Here is a 20,862-nt window from a genome sequence, read left to right on the forward strand (position 1 = left end):
GTAACTCCTCAAGCGGTACCGGCTCGTCGAGCCGACAGGGATGGCGGGCTATTTGCTGCCGTTGCCGGCGTCTTTCTTGTCACTGGACGAACCGTTCACCAGGAACTTGCCGATCAGGTCCTCCAGCTGCATCGCGGACTGGGTCAGGATCATCTCGTCACCGTCCTTGAGCGCATCGGGTGAACCGCCCGGCTGGATCGCAACATACTGGGTGCCGATCAAACCGCTGGTGAACACCGCGGCGGCCGAATCGTCGGGGATCGCGTCGTAGCGCTTGTCGATCGACAACACCACTTCGGCGTTGAGCTTGACCGGATCGGCGTGCACCGACTGCACGCTGCCGATCACCACGCCGGCCATCTTCACCGGCGCGCCGGCCGAGAGCGTGCCGACGTTGGTGAAGCTCGCCTTCACCGCATAGCTGCCGCCCACGTTGTCGACCACGCCGCCGGCGCCGAAGAACTTGCCCAGCATCTCTTCCAGCGGCTGGGTGGACTTGGTCCGAGCCAGCGTGCCGCCGCCGGCCACCGCCTGCTTCGCGCTGCCGTACTCGATGCCCACGTACTGGTCGCCGAGCAGGCCGCTGGTGAAGATGGTGGCCACCGAATCCTGCGGAATGTGGTTGTAGTTCCTGTCGATCGACAGCGTCACGTCGGCCACGTCGTGATCGGGCTTCAGCGTGATCGACTGCACCTGGCCCACCCGCACCCCGGCGATCTTCACCGGCGCGCGCTCCTTCAGCTGGCCGATGTTGGTGAACTGTGCCTGGATGGTGTAGCTGTCGCCCTGGTGGACGTTCGCCACCGAACTGGTCTGGGTCGCCAGGTAGGCCAGCGCGGCGAAGCCGAGCACGATGAACAGGCCGGTGCCGACGGCATACGAACTTCTGGGTTGGCTCACGGCAGAATCCTCGGAAAACGATGGGTCATGGCAGTTACATCAGGAAAGCGGTGAGCACGAAATCGAGCGCCAGGATGGCGATCGACGAGGCGACCACGGTGCGCGTGGTGGCATATGCCACGCCTTCGCTGGTGGGCGCGGTGGTGAAGCCCTGGAACACCGCGATCAGCGACACCACCGCGCCGAAGGCCAGGCTCTTGGACAGCACGCCGTTGACGATGTCGGTGCGCACGTCGACCACTGCGGTCATGTTCGACCAGAACGTGCCGTTGTCGATGCCCAGCCAGGTGACGCCGACCAGGTGGCCGCCGAACACCGCCATCGCGCAGAACACGCAGCACAGCAGCGGCATCGCGATCAGTCCGGCCAGGAAGCGCGGCGTGGCGACGTAGGCGATCGGGTCGACCGCCATCATCTCCATCGCCGAGATCTGGTCGGTGGCGCGCATCAGACCGATCTCGGCGGTGATCGCGGTGCCCGCGCGGCCGGCGAACAGCAGCGCGGTGACCACCGGACCCAGCTCGCGGTACACCGACAACGCCACCACCATGCCGCTGGCCGAAGTGCCGCCGAAAATCGACAGCACGTGGTACAGCTGCAGCATCAGCACCATGCCCACGAACAGGCCGCAGACCATGATGATGGTCAGACTCATCGCGCCGACGAACCACAGCTGGCGGATTGTCTCGCGCACGTGGCGGAAGCTGCGCGGAACCGCCGCCAGCAGGGTCAGCAGGAACAGCCCGCTGGCCCCGATCTGCGCCAGCGAGCGGAGCACGACATTGTTGGCTTGTGGCCCGCGCGCGGTCATTTCGTCACTCCCGCCAGACCCAGCGCCTGCGCGTAATCGCCAGCCGGATACTGGAACGGCACCGGGCCGTCCGCCTCGCCGCCGAAGAACTGGCGCGTCCACGCCGAGCCGTCATCGGCGATCGTCTTCGGATCGCCCTGCGCCACCACCTTGCCGTTGGCGATCAGGTACACGTGGTCGGCCACCCGCTTGACCGCTTCCAGCTCGTGCGCCACCAGCACGCTGGTGATGCCCAGCGTCTCGTTCAACGTGCGGATCAGTTTCAGCACCTGGTTCAGCGCCACCGGATCCAGCCCCACGAACGGCTCGTCATACAGGATCAGCATCGGATCGAACACGATCGCCCGCGCCAGCGCCACGCGCCGCGCCATGCCGCCGGACAGCTCGTCCGGGCTCAGCCGCGCCGCGCCGCGCAGGCCGACGGCCTGCAGCTTCAGCAGCACCAGGTTGCGGATCAGCTCCTCCGGCAGCTTCGTGTGCTGGCGCAGCGGGAACGCCACGTTCTCGAACACGTCGAAGTCGGTCAGCAGCGCCGAATTCTGGAACAGGTAGCCGATCCCCTCGCGCAGCTTGTACAGCTGCTCGCGCGACAGCTGGGCCAGGTTCGCGCCGTTGACGTGGATCGTGCCCGCGTCGGCGCGCATCTGCCCGGTGATGTGCTTGAGCAGGGTGGTCTTGCCGGTGCCGCTGGGGCCCATGATCGCGGTGATCCTGCCGCGGGGGATGTCCATGTCCAGCGCATCGAAAATGGTCTTGCCGTTGAGCACCGTGGTCAGGCCACGGATCCGCACCAGGGTGGCGTCGTCGGGTGTGGCGCGAACGGGGTCGGTCATGGGCGGCAAACGACGTGGAGAAAGCGGACAAGGTAGCCGATGCGCGGTTCGAAGACCATGCGACGGCCGGCATTTCAGCCGCCGGGGGCGAGCAGTTCGGCGATCAGGGCTTCGTGGCGCTGCCACTGCAGCGCGCTGCGCAGGCGCACCGCCCGCACGATCGCCTGCAGGTCGGCCAGCGCATCGTCGAACACGTCGTTGACCAGGACGTAGTCGAATTCATGGGCGTGGGCGATCTCGCCGCGCGAGTTGCGCAGGCGGCGCTCGATCACCTCCGGCGCATCCGAACCGCGGCCGCGCAGACGCCGTTCCAGCTCGGCCCGCGACGGCGGCAGAATGAACACGCTGACGCAATCGGGCTTGCTGCGGCGGATCTGTTCGGCGCCCTGCCAGTCGATCTCCAACAGCACGTCGCGACCCTGCGCCAGCAGTTCCTGCACCGTGGTGCGCGAGGTGCCGTAGAGGTTGCCATGCACCTCGGCGTGTTCCAAAAAAATGCCTTCGGCGATCTCGCGCTCGAACTCCTCGCGTTCGACGAAGTAGTAATGCCGTCCGTACATTTCACCGGGACGCGGCGGCCGCGTGGTGTGCGACACCGACAGCGAGATCGCGTGCTCGCGCTCGAGCAGCGCGTTCACCAGGGTGGACTTGCCCGCGCCGGAGGGCGCGGCGACCACGAACAGCGTGCCCGCCGCCTCAATATTCATGACGATGCGCAGCACGTTCGCCCCCTCTCCCCTCCGGGGAGAGGGTTGTGACCGAAGGGAATCCCTTGCGGAGGGTGAGGGGCCACGGCCTGCGCGGAATCGAGATCAGCAAGCCCATGTTCATTCGATGTTCTGCACCTGTTCGCGCATCTGCTCGATCAGCACCTTCAGCTCGACCGCCGCGTTGGTGCTGCGCGCGTCGACCGACTTGGAACCCAGCGTGTTCGCCTCGCGGTTGAATTCCTGCATCAGGAAGTCCAGCCGGCGGCCGACCGGCTCCTTCAGCCCAAGCACGCGGCGCGTCTCGGCGATATGCGTGCTGAGCCGGTCCAGTTCCTCGTCGACGTCGGTGCGGGTGATCTGCAGCACCAGTTCCTGTTCCAGCCGGCCCGGCTCGACCGGTTGCTTCAGGTCGGCCAGCCGCGTTTCCAGGCGGGTGCGCAACGCGGCGCGGATCTCCGGCATCCAGCCGCGCACGTCGGCCACCACGCGCTCGATGCCGTCCAGCTTCTCGCGCAGGATCTCGCCCAGCTTGGCGCCCTCGCGCTCGCGGGTGGCGGTGAGCGCATCCAGCGCGCGGTCCAGCACGTCGAACAGTGCGGCCTGCTGCGCCTCGGGATCGGTTTCGGCCTGCTGCATCACGCCGGGGAAGCGCAGCAGTTCGGTGAACTGCACCTGCAGGCCGGGGAACAGCGCGGCCATGTCCAGGTTCAGCTCCGACAGGCGCGCCAGCAGCGCACTGTTCACCTGCAGCGATTCGCTGCGCCCGTCACCGGTACGCCGCACGGTCAGGTCCAGCTTGCCGCGCGACAGCTTGCTCGCGACCCGCTCGCGCAACTGCGATTCGAACGCGCGCAGGTCGTCCGGCAGGCGCGGACTCAGCTCCAGGTAGCGGTGGTTGACCGTGCGCAGCTCGCAGCCGAGCGTACCGGCGGGGCCGGTGGTTTCGGCGCTGGCATAGGCCGTCATGCTGCGGATCATCGGCGCCTTCCGGGCGTGGGGAAAGGACGCAATGGTAAACTCTCCGATCCTGCTTGCCCAATCCGGCCAGGCTGACCCCAGGACCCGCCCCATGAATTCCGTCTCCCGCCCCAGCGGCCGCGCCAGCGACCAGCTGCGCGCCGTCAGCATCGAACGCCACTACACCCGCCATGCCGAAGGCTCGGTGCTGGTGAGCTTTGGTGACACCCGCGTGCTGTGCACCGCCAGCATCGAGGATCGCGCGCCGGCCTGGCTGCGCGGCAAGGGCGAGGGCTGGATCACCGCCGAATACGGCATGCTGCCGCGCGCCACCAACACCCGCATGCAGCGCGAAGCCGCGCGCGGCGGCCAGGGCGGCCGCACCATGGAAATCCAGCGGCTGATCGGCCGCAGCCTGCGCGCCTGCATCAACCGGCAGGCGCTGGGCGAACGGGTGATCACGCTGGACTGCGACGTGCTGCAGGCCGACGGCGGCACCCGCACCGCGGCGATCACCGGTGCCTACGTGGCCCTGGTCGACGCGGTGAACCTGCTGATGAAGCGCGAGAACCTCAAGCGCAATCCGGTGATCGGCGCGATCGCCGCCGTCTCGGTGGGCATCTACAAGGGCCAGCCCGTGCTCGACCTCGACTACGCCGAGGACTCAGACTGCGACACCGACATGAACGTGGTGATGAACGACGGCGGCGGTTTCATCGAAGTGCAGGGCACCGCTGAAGGCCATGCCTTCCGCCGCGAAGAGATGGACGCGATGCTGGCCCTGGCCGAGAAAGGCATCGGCGAACTGGTTGCCGCGCAACGTGCGGCGCTTTTATCCCATTGAAGCCGTCGCGCGCAGCGCGACAATCAACCGGACTCAAGGAAACCACATCACCATGCAACGCATCGTGCTGGCCAGCAGCAACCCCGGCAAGCTGAAGGAATTCAGTGCGCTGCTGGCCGACAGCGGCCTCGACGTGGTCCCGCAGACCAGCCTGGGCATCAGCGACGCCGACGAGACCGGACTGACCTTCGTCGAGAACGCCCTGCTCAAGGCACGCCACGCCGCCCAGGCCAGCGGCCTGCCTGCGCTGGCCGACGATTCCGGCCTGTGCGTCGATCACCTGCACGGCGCACCCGGGCTGTACTCGGCGCGCTACAGCGGCGGCCACGGCGATGCCGCGGCGAACAATGCGAAGCTGCTGCGCGAACTCGACGGCGTGCCGACCGAACAGCGCGGCGCGTTCTTCATCTGCGTGCTGGTGCTGCTGCAGCACGCCGACGACCCCGCCCCGCTGATCGCCGAAGCACGCTGGCACGGCCGCATCCTCACCGAGGGGCGCGGCACGGGCGGCTTCGGCTACAACCCGGTGTTCCTGCCCGAGGGCTACCAGCAAAGCGTGGCCGAAATGGACGACGCGCTGAAGAACCGGCTCAGCCATCGCGGCCAGGCCCTGGTGAAGCTGCACGAGCGGCTGCGCGAACGCCACCACGCATGAGCCTGATCGCGCCACCGCTGTCGCTGTACGTGCACATGCCGTGGTGCGTGAAGAAGTGCCCGTACTGCGATTTCAACTCACACGGCCTGCGCAGCGAGCCGCCGCCGTACGCCGGCTACATCGACCATCTGCTGGCCGACCTCGACGCGGACCGCGCAGACTTCGCCATGGCGCTGGAAGGTCGCCCCGTCATCAGCGTGTTCTTCGGCGGCGGCACGCCCAGCCTGTTTTCGCCGGAGCTGATCGCCCGCCTGCTCGACGGCGTGCGCGAGCGCTTGCCGCTGGCCGATGACGCGGAGATCACCCTGGAAACCAATCCCGGCACGGTCGAGCATGGCCGCTTCGACGGCTACCTGGCCGCCGGGGTCAACCGCATCTCGTTCGGCGTGCAGAGCTTCGACGACGACAAGCTGCGCCGGCTCGGCCGCATCCACTCGGCGAACGAGGCCGAGGCCGCGGTGAAGTCGGCACAGAACGCCGGCTACGACAACATCAACCTCGACCTGATGTACGCGCTGCCGCAGCAGGACCTCGACGGCGCTCTGGCCGACGTGGAACGCGCCGTCGCGCTGCAGCCCACCCACGTCTCGCACTACCAGCTCACGCTGGAGCCGAACACCGTGTTCGCCGCGAACCCGCCTCCGCTGCCCGATGACGACGATGCGTGGGCGATGCAGGAAGCCTGCGAGGCGCGTCTGGCCGCCGCCGGCTACGGCCAGTACGAAATCTCCGCCTATGCCAGGCCCGGCCGGCGCTGCGTGCACAACCTCAACTACTGGCAGTTCGGTGACTACCTCGGCATCGGCGCCGGGGCCCACGGCAAGCTCAGCGACGCCGCCAGCGGCGACATTCACCGCCGCTGGAAGACCCGCGGCCCGCGCGCCTACATGGATGCTGCCGCCGGCCCCGCACGCATCGGTGGCGACAACCGGGTGGAGGCCAGCGAGCTGCCGTTCGAATACATGCTCAACGCGCTGCGACTGATCGATGGCGTGCCAATGGCGGCCTTTGCCGAGCGCACCGGCCTGCCGGCCGAACGCATCGCTGCCGGCCTGGCCGCCGCCCGCCAGCGCGGCTGGCTGCGCGACGATCCGGGTCGCCTGCACGCCACCGCACTGGGCCAGCGCTTCCTCAACGATGTCATTGCCAGCTTTCTCGATTGAAGCGATCGCCCGGCGGCATGGGTTCGGCAAGCCGTCGACACCACCCTCACGCGGTTGCTGAATGATGGGGTGAACCTGCGCAGGCACGCCTCGCCGGGAGGTGTTCGCTTGGTCGGGCGGTTGGTTATAGTGACCACGAAATCGGTCCCCAGGATCTTCATGAACGGCCACAATCAAACGCCAGCGGACCCGGCCGACAAACACTCCGCGGGACCGCAGGGAACGCGGTTCTTTGCGACCGAGATGCTGCGCCAGTACACCAGCGAGGCCGAGGCGACCCTGGATGGCCTGGCCAGCGTGCACCAGCCGGTGCTCGAGGGAATCAGTCCCGGGCTGGCAGGCCGGCGCTTCACCCTGAACGAGGGCAGGCAGACCATCGGCCGGGGCAACGACAACCACATCGTCGTCGACGACCCGAGCGTGTCCGCCTCGCATGCCTGGATCACCAACAAGCAGGGCCGCCACATCATCATGAACACGCTGTCCACCAATGGCACGTTCGTGAACGACAAGCGCATCCACATGACGATGCTGAAGCACAGCGACCACATCCGGCTGGGTCACGCGGAGTTCGTGTTCCTGACCCGCGAACACGATGTACGCCGCGCCGCAAACGGGCGCCGGATCGCGGCCGGGGCGCTGGCGCTCATCGCCGTGGTCGCGCTGGCCTGGTGGCTGATCTGAACCCGCTGCCGTGACCGCGCGCGAGATCCCGCCGAAGGTCGGTCGCTACCGCATCGACGGCGTCCTCGGCGAGGGCGCGATGGCCGTCGTCTACGCCGGCTTCGACCCGGACATCCAGCGTGCGGTGGCGATCAAGTGCCTGCACCGGGAGATTGCCGCCGACCCCGTGTATCGCGACCGCTTCCTGGTCGAGGCGCGAGCCGCCGGCCACCTCACCCATCCCCACATCGTCACCATCTTCGACGTGGGAGAGACCGACGACGGCAGTCCGTACATCGCGATGGAGCGGCTCTCCGGCGAGACGCTGGCCAGCCGCGTCAGTCGCGAGGGCTTTCCTTCACTGCCGGCGATCATGGAGCTGGCCGGACAGATCGCCGCCGCACTCGACTACGCCCACGCCCAGGGGGTCGTGCACCACGACATCAAGCCCGAGAACATCATGCTGGCCGAGGGCTGGCAACACGCCAAGGTCAACGATTTCGGCATCGCCGAACGACGCGGCGGGCAAGACAGGCCCGGCGCCACGCGCACCCAGATCGCCGGCACGCCGGCCTACATGGCGCCGGAGCACCTGCGCGGCGAACCGACCGACGCACGCAGCGACCTGTTCTCGCTGGGTGTGGTGTTGTACTGGCTGCTCACCGGCAAGCTGCCATGGCCGGAGACCGGCGACATCCGGCAGCTGATCCATGCGCGCCAGCGCCTGCCCAACCCGTCGATCCAGCCACGCGATCCGTCCGCGCCGTCGATCCTGGTCGGCATCGTGCACACCTTGCTGGCGCCCGCGGCAACGGAGCGCTATCAGCGGGGAAGCGAAGTCGTCGCCGACCTGCGGCTGGCCCGACGCGAGTACGAGCGCCTGCACGAACGGCCACTGACCAGCCACATCACCTCGCTACGCCTGCGCTGGGTCGGCGTCCTCGGCGCCACGCTCAGCCTCACCCTGCTGCTGGGACTGGCGGCGATCCACGCCAAGCAGAACGCCGCCGTCACCGGCCTGGCGCTGGATTTCGGCAGCTCGCTGGGGCGCATGGTCGCCAACGAATCGGCGGAGAACCTGCTGCTCGGCGATCGCGCCGCCACCCGCGCACTGGTCGAGAGCATCGCCCGCAACCAGCAGATCCACTATCTGGCCATCGCCGATCGTTATGGCGAAATCATCGCCAGCACGCAGGCGGATGAGGTCGGCACCCGGCTGCCGGCGCTGACCGGGAAGAAGCCGCTGTCGCGATCGGACGATATCGACAGCTATCGGGGCAGCGATACCGGCGCCCCCGGCCGCGACGAGATGCTGCTGTTCGACGTGCCGATCCATTACCAGACGGCCACGGTGGGCGAACTGCATCTGGGCATCAGCGACGCGCCGCTGCGGGCAGCCCGCAAGACCACCCTGTGGGTCATCATCGCCGTGCTGGTGGTGACGCTGGTCGCGGTGATCGGCGCCACGTACTGGCTGTCCCGGCAATTGCTGACCCTGCTGGACCTGCTCGGCAACGCGATGCTGCGGGTGGCGCGGGGCGACTTCCGTTACCGCATCCGGCTGGTTCGCCGCGACGAACTGGGCCGGCTGTTCGCCGCATTCAACCTGATGAACGGTGCGCTGCAGGGCCGGCGGCGACATCCCGGAGAAACGGCTGCCGCCACCGTGGAAGACGTCACCCGACCCACCCTGATCCTGCCGGTGGCGGACGGCCAGGCAGTAGACGGCGACGACGACACATACCACCCATCCTGATCGACGACGCGATCCGGAGGCATCCCGCCAACTGCCCGTGCCCGACGATCAGAACTGCTTGAGCCGCTGCTTCAACTCGAGCGCGCGGGCGCGGTAGATGGTGGCCGGCTCATAGCCCGGATCGATGGCCAGCACGTGGTCCCACAACGCGATGGCCGGGTCCAACTGCTGGTTGCGATACAGCACGATGGCCCGCTGGTGGCATCCGGCCAGCAGATCCTTGCGCAGGGACGCTGCCGCGGCCCCGCCCGGCGGCAGCCGCGGATCGATGGTCAGCGCTTCGTCGAGGCGTGCCAGCGCCTGCTGCCGTTGCCCCTGGCCGAGCAGGGCCACGCTTTCCTTCTGCAACCGTCGCGCCTTCTGCGCCGATGATTCCGCGACTGCCGCCACGGGGCGTCGCGCATCCGCCTGCGCCGGTGCCGACGGCTCGCCCGTGCCGCCACGACCGGCTTCGCCGGTGTCAGCCACCAACGGCTCCGCATCCGCCGGGACAGCGGCCCCGGACATCGGCAACTGCACCGTCTGGCCCACCTGCAATCGCGAGGGGTTGGTCGAACCGTTGTAGCGCGCCAGGATCAGGAACCGGCTGGCATCACCGAGATGGCGAGCCGCCAGCAAGCTGTAGGACTCACCCTCCTGCACCACATGGGCCTGCGACGAACGGCCGAGCAACTGCTGCGGATCGCCGGTGAGCTGGCGCAGCATGGCCTGCGCCGCACGATCGCCCGGATGCCTCGCCAGATGCTGGCGCAGCGCCTGTTCGCCTTCCGCGTAATGACCATGCTGCAGCTCGTCGACGATCGTCGCAAACGACGCATCGGTGCCCACCGTGCGGGCAACACCCGACGCGCGCGGGGCCGAAGGGCTGACCACCACGGAACGGGTCGGTCGCACGCAACCGGATACCGCCAGTACCAGCAGAAGCGTCGCGCACGGCGTCGTCCATTGCCGTGGCTGGCGGCGCCAGGATCTTGTCGATGTTGTTTGCAATGCCTGTTTTCCCTGCCCTGTCCGGCCACCGTGCCACACACCGCGGCGCAGCGATCGCCCGCCAATTCGCCAACCTGCCCGAACTGAGGATCAACGCAACGTCGTCGCGAACCTTTCCGGCCGCCCAATATAGCCCCGCCCCGGCGGCTTGGGGCGACCGCCGCGTCCCCGCTTTCGCCACGCACCCGTCGATCATCCTCCCCCGGATTCCAGCCTCCGCATGACATAGCCGCGGGAACCAGCATAAACTGGCCGCTCCGGGGGGAATTCACAGGCACTTGCATGGATGTCGGACACGATCGACGTCACTCGTTTGCGTCGCATCAGGGCGGTAGGACTAGCGCGCGCTGGCCTGCGCGTGCGCAGCGCCTGTTCGAAACCAGTTACACGCTGTGCGTGGAAGGACTGCAGGAACCCCTGCGGCGCTGCCTGGGCGAATTCGAGAAACAGCTTTTTGCGCTGGCCGAGCGCGCCCACAATGCCGGCGTCCAGCAGGATTGCTTCGCCAGTCGGCAACGCGTGCTGCAGGATCGCGCCGCGTTTGCCCAGCGCTTCATGGAGCAGCTTGGCGCCGCGCTCGATCGGGTAGACGAGCGCAACCCCGACTCGGCCGAGACGGCCGGCAACGAGAAGTCGTGGCAGGTGCTCGAACTGGTCGACCCGGGCGAGCAGGAAGTGGCCATGACGCTCGAACAGCTGGGCGCCCGCGGCGAGGTCCGCCACAGCAACGCCCTGTACGAGCTGGGTTACCGGCTGGCCGTGCTGATTGGCGCACCGCCGCTGGAAGGTCCCGCGCTGCCGCTCGGTCCTCACGCCATGGCCAGGGCCTGCCACGCCGCCAGCGGCGAGTTCGAGCTGCCGCTCAAGCACCAGCTGCTGTTGCTGCAGCACTTCGATCAATGGGTGATCCAGCCGCTGGCCCCGCTGTACGAGAACATCAACGCCCAGCTCAAGGCCGACGGCATCCTGCCGCAGCTGCGCAGCATCCCGATCCCGCGGAACATCGGCAAGCGATCCCGCACCGCCGGCGCAGGCGGCGACGCCACCGGCGAGGCCGCGACGACACCGGCAAGCCCCGGCGCAAGCGCCACGCCCGCCCATGCATCGGGCGGCGCACCGGGAGCGCCGATCGAGGTACTGGAATCCTTGCGCGATCTGCTGGCGCAGCAACGCGCCGTCCAGGACGGTCTCAGCGGCGGCTCCGGCGGGCGCGCGGCCAGCGAGGACGAACTGCAGTCGGCACTGGGCGCCTTGCAGCAGCACCTGGCCCAGGTCACCGACCAGGCCAGCCGCGAACTGCGCACCGCCGCCCGCCTGCGCGAGGAACTGGTGGCCCAGCTCAACTTCGGCAGGCCCGCCGGCGCGCCACGCACCCAGCTCAGCGACGAACAGGGCGACACGGTGGAGCTGGTCGCGCGCCTGTTCGAACAGCTCGGCCATCAGCTGCAGCAGGGCGGCAACGCCAGCCACCTGCTGACCGACCTGCAGTTGCCGGTGCTGCGCATGGCCGTGGCCGACCACGGCTTCTTCGAGAAACGCGAGCACCCGGCACGCCGGCTGCTGGACACCGTCACCGCCGCCGCCAACGACTGGCTGGACGGCAGCGACGACGAAAGCAACCGGCCGCTGGCGAGCAAGCTGGAGCAACTGGTCAGCCGCGCCAACCAGGAGCCGCCCAGCGCCGGCCTGTACACCACCTTGCTGGCCGACATCGAACATCATCTGGCCCTGCTCACGCGCAAGGCGCAGGCCGCCGAGCGGCGCCACGTGGAAGCGGCCCAAGGCCGCGAGCGACTCGACCAGGCGCGTCGTCGCGCCGGCGAGCTGATGGCCGAGCGGTTCGCGCAATCGCCACCGCGTGGCCTGCTGCGCGCCCTGCTCGACCGCGCCTGGTCGGACGTGCTGGCGCTGACCCTGCTGCGCCACGGCGAACAGAGCGAGGCGTTCCGCGAGCAACTGAAGATCACCGACCAGCTGCTCGGCCGCCTGCCGGTCGACGACCGCCTGCACCTGCAGACGGAAGTGGAATCGGGCCTGCAGCAGATCGGCATGCACGCCGAAGAGGCGGTGCAGGTGGCCCAGCGGCTGCTGGGCGCCGGCACGCCGGACCCTTCCACCGAGCTGCCCAGCGCCACCGACCTGGCGCTGCGCCTGAAGCAGCACCAGCGGCTGGGCGAGCAACAGTCCAGCCACGAAACGATGGCAGGCCCGGCCGCCGCCCCGCCGTCCCCGCGCAAGAGCACGACCGCGCCGGCGCCCCGCAGCGAACCGGCGCCTCCGCACGCGCCGGCCGCCGTGGCGACGTCGCAGCAGCAGGACGACGCGGTCGATCCGCGGGTGCGGCGGATCGAACAGCATCTGAAGGAACTGCCGTTCGGCAGCTGGTTCGAGTTCATCGACCCGGCCAGCGGGCAAATCTCCCGACGCAAGCTGGCCTGGTACTCACCGATGTCCGGCCGCTGCCTGCTGGTCAGCCGGCGCGGCCAGCGCGGCGAGGAAATGAGCCTGACCCAGCTTGCCCATGAAGTCGCCAGCGGCCGCGTCTGCGAAGTGCCGGCCCAGCCGGACAGCCTGCTCGACCGCGCATGGCGCAGCCTCACCGGCAGCCTGCAGCCACGACGCCCGCCGTCCGGGAGCGTCCGCTCATGAGCACCGGCAACCAGCGCCGCGCCGAGCGCAAGCGGGCCTCCGTCAATGCGATCGTCACCGACGTGATCAGCGGCCTGCCGATCGGCCACCTCGGCAATCTTTCCAGCACCGGCATGCTGCTGATCAGCGCCCAGGCGCCGCGCAGCGAGGCCTTGTACCAGGTCAGCATGACCCTGCCCGGCTCGGGCCGGATGCTGACCCAGTCGCAACCGATCGAGGTCGGCATCCAGGAACAGTGGCACGAAGCGGCCGCCAGTTCCGGGCAGATCTGGGCCGGTTATCGCATCGTGGCGATCAGCGACGCCGACGCCGCACGCCTCGAGAGCTGGCTGGCGCAGGCCTGACCCTGACTGGAAGTTGCGGCGCGGCGGCGTCATCATGACGCCTGCCCCGCCCATCCCCGGTCCACCGCGAAACGCTCGCTCCCGCCGCATCCGCGCGGCGGCCGCGCCACGATTCGTCGTCGCAGGAGTCTCCATGTCCGACTTGTTCGCCCCGCTGTATCCGCAGCACCTCGCCACCGTGCGCGAACGCGCCGACCACGCCCTTGCGCTGGGCGGCTACGACCACCTGCTGGTCGCCGCCGGCACGTCACCGGGCAAGTTCCTCGACGACCAGGACTACCCGTTCGTGGTCAATCCGCACTTCAAGCACTGGCTGCCACTGACCGACGCGCCGGGCAGCTGGGTCGCGTACACGCCGGGCAGCAAGCCGAAGCTGGTCTTCGTGCAGCCGCGCGACTACTGGCACGTGGTGCCTGCGGCGCCGCACGGCTACTGGGTGGAGCACTTCGACATCGTGATCGTGCGCAGCGCCGCCGAAGCGATCGCGCAACTGCCCGCCGGCAGGCGCGCGGTGATCGCCGCCGCCTGCCCCGTCACCGATGGCGTGGAGGCGAACAACCCGCCGGCCGTGCTCGATTACCTGCACTGGCACCGCAGCTACAAGACGCCGTACGAACTGGCCCTGATGCGCGAAGCCAGCCGCATCGGCACGCGCGCCCATCGCACCGCCGAAGCGGCGTTCCGCGCCGGCGAAAGCGAGTTCGGCATCCACATGGCCTATCTTGCCGCCGCGAAACAGATCGATGCCGAGTTGCCCTACGCCAGCATCGTGGCCCTGAACGAACACGGCGCGGTGCTGCACTACACGCACTTCGACCGCACGCCGCCGGCGGCGTCGCGCTCGTTCCTGATCGACGCCGGCGCCAGCGCGGCGGGTTACGCCAGCGACATCACCCGCACCTACGCCTCGCCGCAGGCGGGCGAATTCCAGGCGCTGATCGACAGTGTCGACGCCGCGCAGCGCGGCTTCGCGGCGAAGGTGCGCGCCGGGCAGAGCTACCCCGAGCTGCACATCCATGCCCACCACGTGCTGGCCGGCGTGCTGCGCGAGCATGGCTTCCTGCGCATGAGCGCGGAAAGCGCGGTCGAATCCGGCGTGACCGGCGCGTTCTTTCCGCACGGCCTGGGCCATCCGATCGGCCTGCAGGTGCACGACGTGGCCGGCTTCCAGCAAGGCGAACGCGGCGGCAGCATCGCCCGTCCGGACGGTCATCCGTACCTGCGCATGACCCGCGTGCTGGAGCCGGGCATGGTGGTGACGATCGAACCCGGCCTGTATTTCATCGACATGTTGCTGGCCGAACTGCGCGACAAACCGGTCGCGGCCGACATCGACTGGGCGAAGGTCGACCACTTCCGCCAGTACGGCGGCATCCGCATCGAGGACGACGTGGCGTGCACCGACGACGCGCCGGAAAACCTCACCCGGGATGCGTTCGGCATGCTGTAAGTCGCCGCTGCGACATTCGTCCACATGGCCGAGACATCCCCGCGGCGTATGCTGACGGGCAGGCAAGGCCCGGATTCGTCGCATGTCCAGCTCCCCGGTTTCCAGCACTTCCGCCGAGACCTTCGGCACGTCGCCGCGGCCATTGCGGCGATTGAGCCTTGAACTGTTCGCGATCATCGCGCTGAAGATCGCGGCGCTGACGCTGATCTGGTGGGTGGTGTTTGCACCGCAGCCGAAGCCCGACACCAGCGCGGAGGCGATCGCGCAGCGGCTCGCCCCCGCGTCCCACGCCGCCGCGGAAACCCGCCCATGATCATCGACGCCGATGTCGTCACGCTGTCGCGCCTGCAGTTCGCGCTGACGGCGATGTACCACTTCCTGTTCGTGCCGCTGACCCTGGGCCTGGTGTGGATGCTGGCCATCATGGAGAGCGTCTACGTGATGACCGGGCGCGAGGTGTGGAAGCAGATGGTGCGCTTCTGGGGCGTGCTGTTCGGCATCAATTTCGCGATGGGCGTGGCCACCGGAGTGACCATGGAATTCCAGTTCGGCATGAACTGGGCGTATTACTCGCACTACGTCGGCGACATCTTTGGCGCGCCGCTGGCGATCGAGGGACTGATGGCGTTCTTCCTGGAGGCCACCCTGATCGGCGTGTTCTTCATGGGCTGGGATCGCATCTCGCGGATCAAGCACCTGCTGGTGACCTGGTTTCTCGCACTGGGCACCAGCCTGTCGGCGTTGTGGATCCTGGTCGCCAATGCCTGGATGCAGCACCCGGTCGGCTCGGCGTTCAACCCGACCACGATGCGGATGGAAGTGACCTCGTTCTCCGAGGTGTTCTTCAACCCGGTGGCGCAGGAGAAATTCGTGCACACGGTGAGCGCCGGCTACGTGCTGGGCGCGATGTTCGTGCTGTCGATCAGCGCGTGGTACCTGCTGCGCGGACGCAACGTGGACTTCGCCAAACGCTCGATGACGGTGGCGGCAAGCTTCGGCCTGGCCGCGGCGCTGTCGGTGGTGGTGCTGGGCGATGCCTCGGGTTACACGGTGTCGCTGAACCAGAAGATGAAGATGGCCGCGATCGAGGCGATGTGGCACACCGAACCGGCGCCGGCCTCGTTCACCGTGTTTGGCCTTCCGGACGTGCAACGACGCAGCACGGACTATGCCGTGAAGATTCCCTGGGTCATGGGCCTGATCGGCACCCGTTCGATCGACGAGACGATGCCCGGCATCGCCGAACTGGTGGAGACCGCCAAGGGTCGCATCGGCACCGGCATCCAGGCCTACGACGCGATGCTGGTGCTGCGCCAGGACCGGGACAACGCAAAAGCCAAGGCCACGCTGGCCGCGCACGACAAGGATCTGGGCTATGCGTTGCTGCTGAAGAAGTACGTGGACGACCCGCGCCAGGCCACCCCGGCAGACATCCAGAAGGCCGCCGACAGCACCATCCCCAACGTGCCGGTGCTGTTCTGGGCGTTCCGCATCATGGTCGGCTGCGGCTTCTATTTCATCGCGCTGTTCGCCTTCTCGTTCTGGAAGGCCAGCACGCGCCAGCTCGATACGCAGCGCTGGTATCTGCGCCTGGCGTTGTGGAGTCTGCCGCTGCCATGGATCGCGATCGAGCTGGGCTGGATCGTCGCCGAGTACGGCCGCCAGCCGTGGGCCATCGAGGGCGTATTGCCCACTGCGCTGGGCGTGTCGTCGGTGAGCGCGGGCCAGGTGCTGACGTCGCTGGGCGGCTTCGTGCTGTTCTATACCGCGCTGGCGATCATCGATGTGTTCCTGATGCTGAAGTTCGTGCGCAAGGGGCCGGATGGCCTGGGCATCTGGCCGTCCACGGATGGCTCCCCCTCGCCTGCGGGAAGAGGGTTGGGATGATGGGCCGGGCTGGCGACGTGCACACATTGAAGCGTGCTTCGATCAGCACCATGGCGAGCACCCGCCCCTCACCTCAATCCTCTTCCCGAGGGGGAGAGGAGGCAAAGGAGAACGGCGATGTTTGACTATGAAACCTTGCGGGTGATCTGGTGGGCCATCCTCGGCACGCTGCTGATCGGCTTCGCGATCATGGACGGCTTCGACTTCGGCGTGGCCGCGTTGCTGAAGGTGCTGGGCCGCGACAACGAGGAACGACAGGTGCTGCTGGAAGGCATCGAGCCGACCTGGGAAGGCAACCAGGTGTGGTTCATCCTGGCCGGCGGCGCCACCTTCGCGGCCTGGCCGATGCTGTACGCGGTGTCGTTCTCGGGCATGTACTTCGCCATCGCGCTGGTGCTGCTGGCACTGATCCTGCGCCCGGTCGGCTTCAATTTCCGCGGCAAGATCCACGACCCGCGCTGGGCATCATCGTGGGACTGGGTGCTCAGCGCGTCCGGCGTGGTGGTGATGCTGGTGGCCGGCGTGGCGTTCGGCAATCTGTTCCTGGGCCTGCCGTTCCGTTTCGACGGCGATCTGCGGATGAGCTGGCAGGGCGGCTTCTTCGACCTGCTGCATCCGTTCGCGCTGCTGTGCGGCCTGGTCTCGCTGGCGATGCTGCTGGCGCATGGCAGCTGTTTCGCCGCGATGAAGGCTGACCACGCGATCGCGGCGCGGGCGGTGACGGTCGGACGCTGGACCACCCTGCTGTTCGCCGTGCTGTACGTGCTGGCCGGGGTGTGGCTGGCCTGGGGTGTTCCCGGTTTTGCCATCGCCGGACCGGTGGTGACCGACGGCCCGGCCAACCCATTGTTCAAGCAGGTCGCGGTGGGCGGCAGCTGGTTTGCGGGCTACATGCAGTATCCGTGGTTCTGGGTGGCACCGTTGCTGGCGCTGGCCTCGGCCGTGGGCGTGCAGGCGCTGATCGGCCGACGCAGCGTGGCCGGCTTCATCGCCAGCAGCCTGATGGTGGGCAGCACGATCGCCTCGGCCGGCTTCGCGCTGTTTCCGTTCCTGCTGCCCTCCAGCCTGGACCCGCGCTCCGGCCTGACCGTATGGGATGCCTCGTCCAGTCGCGGCACCCTGCAACTGATGCTGCTGGTCACCGCGGTGCTGTTGCCGATCGTCATCCTATATACCGGCTGGGTCTATCGGGTGATGCGCGGACGGGTGACGCTGGAGCAGGTGCGCAAGGCGCACGGCGGTTATTGAGAGGAGTACGAACCGATGTGGTATTTCTCGTGGATCCTCGGCCTGGGCCTAGCTTGCGCCTTCGCCATCCTCAACGCCATGTGGTACGAGGTGCACGCCACGGACGAGGCGAATCGTCTGCGCAGCGACGCCGAACTGCCGGACGAGTTGAGCTAGCGCGCGGCCAGCAGCGCCTCGATCTCCTCGGCCTGGCGGGGCATCGCCGCGGTGAGCACCTCGTTGCCGTCGCGGGTGACCGCCACGTCGTCCTCGATGCGGATGCCGATGCCGCGCCAGCGCTCGGCCACCGAGCGGTCGTCCGGCGGCACGTAAAGACCCGGCTCGACGGTCAACACCATGCCCGGCTCGAGCAGGCGCGACTCGCCGTCGATGCGGTAGTCGCCCACGTCATGCACGTCCAGCCCCAGCCAGTGGCCGGTCTTGGCCGGGAAGAACCGCTGATAGCTGCCATCGGCCACCGCCGCATCGGCGCTGCCCTTGAGCAGGCCGAGTTCGCACAGGCCCTCGCTCAGCACGCGCACCGCCGCGAGATGCGCCGCGTTGAACGGACGGCCGGGACGGACCTCGTCGATCGCCGCCAGCTGGGCGGCCAGCACCACTTCATACAGCGCCCGCTGCTCGCGGCTGTAACGCCCGTTGACGGGAAATGTCCTGCTGATGTCGGAGGCGTAGCAATCCCATTCGGCGCCCGCATCGATCAGCAGCAGGTCGCCGTCGCGCAGTCGCGCCCGGTTGTTCTGATAGTGCATCACGCAGGCGTTGGCGCCGCCGGCGACGATCGGCACGAACGCCGGCACCGCGCCGCGGCTGCGCATGACCCGCAGCAGCTCGGCCTCCACCTCGTACTCGTGGCGTCCCGGCGTGGCCGCGCCCAGCGCCGCCATGTGCGCTTCCACCGCGATCCCGGCCGCCGCGCGCATCAGCCGCAGCTCGGCCTTCGACTTGTACAGCCGCAGGTCGTGCAACAGGTGGCCCAGCGCCACGAATTCCTTGGGCACCACGCCGCCGCCGCGCAACTGGCGCAGGCGGCGCATCCAGCCCAGCAGTTGCGCATCGAACTGGGGCTCGCGGCCGAAGTGGCAATACACGCGGGCGCGGCCCTCGATCATGCCGGGCAGGATGTCGTCGATGTCGTCGATCGGGAACGCATCGTCCATGCCGTAACCGGCCACCGCCTGTTCGGTGCCGATCGCATGGCCGTGCCAGCGCTCGCGCTCGGCATCACGCTCGCGACAGAACAGCACCACTTCGCCGTGCTGGCGCCCGGGCAACAGCGCCAGCACGGCGTCGCTTTCCGGGAAGCCGGCCAGGTAGTGGAAATCCGAGTCCTGCCGGTACGGCCAGGCGGCGTCCGCGTTGCGCATGCGCTCGGGCGCGGCGGCGACCAGCAGCACCGCATCCTCGCCCGCCATCTTCATCAGCTGGCGACGGCGACGGGCGAATTCCTCGGGGTCGATCGCCGCAGGGGTCGAGCCGTGTTCGACCGGTATCAATGCACGCTGCCGCTGGACGCCGGATCGTGCCGGTTGCACTCGGCATGCAGCAGCAGCGCGCCGACCCGCACGAACTCCTGCACCTCGATCAGCGCATCCTCGTCTTCGTCCTCGTTGTTGAAGTCGAACGACGAGGCGGCGATGGTGCCGAAGTCGCGCAGGATCTCCTGCGCCTCCTCCGACAATGACGCGTGCGCCGCGGTACCGGCCAGGCCGAAGCCGCCGAGGAAGCCGCGACACCAGTCCACCACCGCCTCGGCGCGTTCGACCAGCGGGCGGTCGTCATCGGGCAGCAGCGGCTCGAAGCCGAGTTCGCTGTCGGCCAGCTCGCGCTCGCACTGGCGGGTCAGCCGCTGCAGCAGCGCAAGATCCTCGGTCGTGGGGTCGGTCGCCTCGCCATCCAGCTGCAGGGCGGCAAGCACGTCGCCGCCCTGCGGACGGGCGCCGCCGGCCAGGTAGCCGCACAGCGAGCCGTGCAGTTCGCTGGCTTCGGTGCCCAGGCGCAGACGCATGACCAGCGCATCGATATCGTCGTGGCCGATCGGCCCGGTAGCCGCCATGGCGGTGCTCCTTCGCAAGAATGACGGCCAGTTTAATGCACCGGGCGGCGCCCTCCGCACCCGTCGACCGGCTCGCAGATTTCCCGCAACGTCCTGCTATAGTTTCGGCCATGAGCACGCCCGATCCCGCCCCGTCCGATCCGGTCCACCAGCAGTTGGCCGCGCTGGCCCGCCAGCTTGACCATTTGCTGGAAACGGTGCGTCGGCTGAACGAGGAAAACCGCAGCCTGCGGCAGAGCCAGGAACAGCTGTCCGGCGAGCGCGCCGGCTTGATGGCGCGCAACGAACAGGCCCGCAGCCGCGTGGAAGCGATGATCCAGCGCCTGAAGTCGCTGGAGAGCAACAGCTGATGAGCACACCCGCCAGTGAACCGGTCGCGCTGCGGCTGATCGACCGAGAATTCCTGATCGCCTGCGCGCCGGAAGAGCGCGAAGGCCTGCTCGAAGCCGCCGGCTTTCTCGATCGCAAGATGCGCGAGCTGCGTGCGAACGCCAAGGCACCCAGCTTCGAACGACTGGCCGTGCTGGCCGCGATCAGCGTCGCGCACGAATTCCTCGGCCTGCGCAAGCAGCACGAAAGCCAGGAACAGCGCCTGAGCGACGGTCTTGCCATCTTGCAGCGCAAGCTCGACGACGCGTTCGAGCACGAAGTGCCTAGGCGCTGAACCGCAGCCTGCGACATCCATCGCGCCAGTGGCACATTGCGGATCAAGCGCCTAAAATGACCCCCGGCGTTTTCTGCGATGTGCGCCAGCACACTCTTACATTTGCCTTGTTCCTACATACGGCCCCGGGTCGGTTTCACATCGGTTGTTGTGCATGTCCGCCGCGTGCGGAAAGCCTTTAGACCATGTAACCCTCCCACCTGATCCATCTTGGATCAAGGTCGTTCGGTGGGCAGCGGCATCGCGGTCTGCGCCACTTCTTTCCCCCGTCCCGTTCCTCGAGCC

General features: G+C 68.2%; 22 protein-coding genes and 1 other RNA gene. 15 read left to right on the plus strand and 8 right to left on the minus strand.

Annotated features, from left to right (window positions below; translation table 11 throughout):
- Nucleotides 1-48 precede the first annotated feature (48 nt).
- The 5 genes from mlaD to ASD82_RS14245 all read right to left on the minus strand — a co-directional run bounded on the left by mlaD (nt 49) and on the right by ASD82_RS14245 (nt 4,232).
- Entirely contained in the window at nt 49-900 is an 852-nt protein-coding gene (gene mlaD / locus ASD82_RS14225) for an outer membrane lipid asymmetry maintenance protein MlaD (RefSeq protein ID WP_056718471.1), read from the minus strand.
- Nucleotides 901-934: 34 nt separating this feature from the next.
- A complete protein-coding gene (gene mlaE, locus ASD82_RS14230) occupies nt 935-1,711 on the minus strand; it encodes a lipid asymmetry maintenance ABC transporter permease subunit MlaE (RefSeq protein WP_056718472.1) in 777 nt (258 codons plus the stop codon).
- Complete coding sequence (locus tag ASD82_RS14235) at nt 1,708-2,544, minus strand: ATP-binding cassette domain-containing protein (RefSeq protein ID WP_056718473.1); 837 nt, start codon at nt 2,542-2,544, stop codon at nt 1,708-1,710. Before ASD82_RS14235 ends, mlaE begins: the two co-directional genes overlap by 4 nt.
- 74 nt (nt 2,545-2,618) lie before the next feature.
- Nucleotides 2,619-3,251, minus strand: a complete 633-nt coding sequence (gene gmk, locus ASD82_RS14240) for a guanylate kinase (RefSeq protein WP_056718514.1) — start codon at nt 3,249-3,251, stop codon at nt 2,619-2,621.
- Between the two features lie 120 nt (nt 3,252-3,371).
- Nucleotides 3,372-4,232 carry a YicC/YloC family endoribonuclease gene (locus tag ASD82_RS14245; RefSeq protein ID WP_056718474.1) on the minus strand — a complete coding sequence of 287 codons (861 nt, stop codon included), beginning with the start codon at nt 4,230-4,232 and terminating at the stop codon, nt 3,372-3,374.
- Between the two features lie 91 nt (nt 4,233-4,323).
- Here ASD82_RS14245 and rph point away from each other — a divergent pair, with 91 nt between their 5' ends.
- The 5 genes from rph (at nt 4,324) to ASD82_RS14270 (ending at nt 9,292) form a co-directional block, all read left to right on the plus strand.
- The gene (gene rph / locus ASD82_RS14250) at nt 4,324-5,055 is read left to right on the plus strand and encodes a ribonuclease PH (protein ID WP_056718475.1); all 732 of its coding nucleotides are present in this window, start codon (nt 4,324-4,326) and stop codon (nt 5,053-5,055) included.
- 52 nt (nt 5,056-5,107) lie between these two features.
- Nucleotides 5,108-5,710 carry an RdgB/HAM1 family non-canonical purine NTP pyrophosphatase gene (gene rdgB, locus ASD82_RS14255; protein ID WP_056718476.1) on the plus strand — a complete coding sequence of 201 codons (603 nt, stop codon included), beginning with the start codon at nt 5,108-5,110 and terminating at the stop codon, nt 5,708-5,710.
- Complete coding sequence (gene hemW / locus ASD82_RS14260) at nt 5,707-6,873, plus strand: radical SAM family heme chaperone HemW (protein ID WP_056718477.1); 1,167 nt, start codon at nt 5,707-5,709, stop codon at nt 6,871-6,873. Before rdgB ends, hemW begins: the two co-directional genes overlap by 4 nt.
- Before the next feature lie 69 nt (nt 6,874-6,942).
- Nucleotides 6,943-7,557, plus strand: coding sequence for an FHA domain-containing protein (locus ASD82_RS14265; protein ID WP_235580727.1), 615 nt, complete (start codon nt 6,943-6,945; stop codon nt 7,555-7,557).
- A gap of 10 nt (nt 7,558-7,567) precedes the next feature.
- Nucleotides 7,568-9,292: a protein kinase gene (locus tag ASD82_RS14270; RefSeq protein ID WP_056718479.1), complete on the plus strand. Its 1,725-nt coding sequence runs from the start codon at nt 7,568-7,570 to the stop codon at nt 9,290-9,292.
- A gap of 48 nt (nt 9,293-9,340) precedes the next feature.
- On the opposite strand, the gene ASD82_RS14275 is transcribed toward ASD82_RS14270, so the two are convergent.
- Nucleotides 9,341-10,186: a LysM domain-containing protein gene (locus tag ASD82_RS14275; protein ID WP_235580728.1), complete on the minus strand. Its 846-nt coding sequence runs from the start codon at nt 10,184-10,186 to the stop codon at nt 9,341-9,343.
- A 378-nt stretch (nt 10,187-10,564) separates the two neighbouring features.
- Here ASD82_RS14275 and ASD82_RS14280 point away from each other — a divergent pair, with 378 nt between their 5' ends.
- The 7 genes from ASD82_RS14280 (at nt 10,565) to cydX (ending at nt 18,016) form a co-directional block, all read left to right on the plus strand.
- Nucleotides 10,565-12,931: a DUF1631 family protein gene (locus tag ASD82_RS14280; RefSeq protein WP_056718481.1), complete on the plus strand. Its 2,367-nt coding sequence runs from the start codon at nt 10,565-10,567 to the stop codon at nt 12,929-12,931.
- Nucleotides 12,928-13,275, plus strand: a complete 348-nt coding sequence (locus ASD82_RS14285; protein ID WP_056718482.1) for a PilZ domain-containing protein — start codon at nt 12,928-12,930, stop codon at nt 13,273-13,275. Before ASD82_RS14280 ends, ASD82_RS14285 begins: the two co-directional genes overlap by 4 nt.
- 133 nt (nt 13,276-13,408) lie before the next feature.
- Complete coding sequence (pepQ, locus tag ASD82_RS14290; protein WP_056718483.1) at nt 13,409-14,725, plus strand: Xaa-Pro dipeptidase; 1,317 nt, start codon at nt 13,409-13,411, stop codon at nt 14,723-14,725.
- 82 nt (nt 14,726-14,807) lie between these two features.
- Nucleotides 14,808-15,038 (plus strand): cytochrome oxidase putative small subunit CydP, encoded by a 231-nt coding sequence (gene cydP, locus ASD82_RS14295; protein WP_056718484.1) that lies wholly within the window; start codon nt 14,808-14,810, stop codon nt 15,036-15,038.
- The gene (locus ASD82_RS14300; protein ID WP_056718485.1) at nt 15,035-16,612 is read left to right on the plus strand and encodes a cytochrome ubiquinol oxidase subunit I; all 1,578 of its coding nucleotides are present in this window, start codon (nt 15,035-15,037) and stop codon (nt 16,610-16,612) included. Before cydP ends, ASD82_RS14300 begins: the two co-directional genes overlap by 4 nt.
- Before the next feature lie 117 nt (nt 16,613-16,729).
- Entirely contained in the window at nt 16,730-17,860 is a 1,131-nt protein-coding gene (gene cydB / locus ASD82_RS14305) for a cytochrome d ubiquinol oxidase subunit II (protein WP_056718486.1), read from the plus strand.
- 15 nt (nt 17,861-17,875) lie between these two features.
- Nucleotides 17,876-18,016, plus strand: a complete 141-nt coding sequence (gene cydX / locus ASD82_RS14310) for a cytochrome bd-I oxidase subunit CydX (protein ID WP_056718487.1) — start codon at nt 17,876-17,878, stop codon at nt 18,014-18,016.
- On the opposite strand, the gene ASD82_RS14315 is transcribed toward cydX, so the two are convergent.
- The gene (locus tag ASD82_RS14315; RefSeq protein ID WP_056718488.1) at nt 18,013-19,353 is read right to left on the minus strand and encodes an aminopeptidase P N-terminal domain-containing protein; all 1,341 of its coding nucleotides are present in this window, start codon (nt 19,351-19,353) and stop codon (nt 18,013-18,015) included. The genes cydX and ASD82_RS14315 overlap by 4 nt on opposite strands.
- Entirely contained in the window at nt 19,350-19,913 is a 564-nt protein-coding gene (locus tag ASD82_RS14320; RefSeq protein ID WP_056718489.1) for a UPF0149 family protein, read from the minus strand. Before ASD82_RS14320 ends, ASD82_RS14315 begins: the two co-directional genes overlap by 4 nt.
- 110 nt (nt 19,914-20,023) lie before the next feature.
- Between ASD82_RS14320 and ASD82_RS14325 the strand changes: the two genes are divergently transcribed.
- The 3 genes from ASD82_RS14325 (at nt 20,024) to ssrS (ending at nt 20,831) form a co-directional block, all read left to right on the plus strand.
- On the plus strand, nt 20,024-20,263 hold the full coding sequence (locus ASD82_RS14325) for a TIGR02449 family protein (protein WP_056718490.1): 240 nt from the start codon (nt 20,024-20,026) through the stop codon (nt 20,261-20,263).
- A complete protein-coding gene (locus ASD82_RS14330; RefSeq protein ID WP_056718491.1) occupies nt 20,263-20,577 on the plus strand; it encodes a cell division protein ZapA in 315 nt (104 codons plus the stop codon). Before ASD82_RS14325 ends, ASD82_RS14330 begins: the two co-directional genes overlap by 1 nt.
- 67 nt (nt 20,578-20,644) lie before the next feature.
- Nucleotides 20,645-20,831, plus strand: a non-coding RNA gene (gene ssrS / locus ASD82_RS17455) — 6S RNA.
- Nucleotides 20,832-20,862: the final 31 nt, after the last annotated feature.

The organism is Rhodanobacter sp. Root179, assembly GCF_001428465.1.
Taxonomy (GTDB): Bacteria; Pseudomonadota; Gammaproteobacteria; order Xanthomonadales; family Rhodanobacteraceae; genus Rhodanobacter.

Excerpts from the sequence above, each read along its gene's own strand:
- rdgB (WP_056718476.1), top strand. The coding sequence starts at position 5,108 with ATGCAACGCATCGTGCTGGCCAGCAGCAACCCCGGCAAGCTGAAGGAA.
- ASD82_RS14300 (WP_056718485.1), top strand. The coding sequence starts at position 15,035 with ATGATCATCGACGCCGATGTCGTCACGCTGTCGCGCCTGCAGTTCGCG.
- gmk (WP_056718514.1), bottom strand. The coding sequence starts at position 3,251 with ATGAATATTGAGGCGGCGGGCACGCTGTTCGTGGTCGCCGCGCCCTCC.
- ASD82_RS14320 (WP_056718489.1), bottom strand. The coding sequence starts at position 19,913 with ATGGCGGCTACCGGGCCGATCGGCCACGACGATATCGATGCGCTGGTC.
- cydB (WP_056718486.1), top strand. The coding sequence starts at position 16,730 with ATGTTTGACTATGAAACCTTGCGGGTGATCTGGTGGGCCATCCTCGGC.
- rph (WP_056718475.1), top strand. The coding sequence starts at position 4,324 with ATGAATTCCGTCTCCCGCCCCAGCGGCCGCGCCAGCGACCAGCTGCGC.
- ASD82_RS14325 (WP_056718490.1), top strand. The coding sequence starts at position 20,024 with ATGAGCACGCCCGATCCCGCCCCGTCCGATCCGGTCCACCAGCAGTTG.
- cydP (WP_056718484.1), top strand. The coding sequence starts at position 14,808 with ATGTCCAGCTCCCCGGTTTCCAGCACTTCCGCCGAGACCTTCGGCACG.
- ASD82_RS14285 (WP_056718482.1), top strand. The coding sequence starts at position 12,928 with ATGAGCACCGGCAACCAGCGCCGCGCCGAGCGCAAGCGGGCCTCCGTC.
- cydX (WP_056718487.1), top strand. The coding sequence starts at position 17,876 with ATGTGGTATTTCTCGTGGATCCTCGGCCTGGGCCTAGCTTGCGCCTTC.
- ASD82_RS14330 (WP_056718491.1), top strand. The coding sequence starts at position 20,263 with ATGAGCACACCCGCCAGTGAACCGGTCGCGCTGCGGCTGATCGACCGA.
- ASD82_RS14245 (WP_056718474.1), bottom strand. The coding sequence starts at position 4,232 with ATGATCCGCAGCATGACGGCCTATGCCAGCGCCGAAACCACCGGCCCC.
- ASD82_RS14235 (WP_056718473.1), bottom strand. The coding sequence starts at position 2,544 with ATGACCGACCCCGTTCGCGCCACACCCGACGACGCCACCCTGGTGCGG.
- ASD82_RS14280 (WP_056718481.1), top strand. The coding sequence starts at position 10,565 with ATGGATGTCGGACACGATCGACGTCACTCGTTTGCGTCGCATCAGGGC.
- hemW (WP_056718477.1), top strand. The coding sequence starts at position 5,707 with ATGAGCCTGATCGCGCCACCGCTGTCGCTGTACGTGCACATGCCGTGG.
- mlaE (WP_056718472.1), bottom strand. The coding sequence starts at position 1,711 with ATGACCGCGCGCGGGCCACAAGCCAACAATGTCGTGCTCCGCTCGCTG.
- pepQ (WP_056718483.1), top strand. The coding sequence starts at position 13,409 with ATGTCCGACTTGTTCGCCCCGCTGTATCCGCAGCACCTCGCCACCGTG.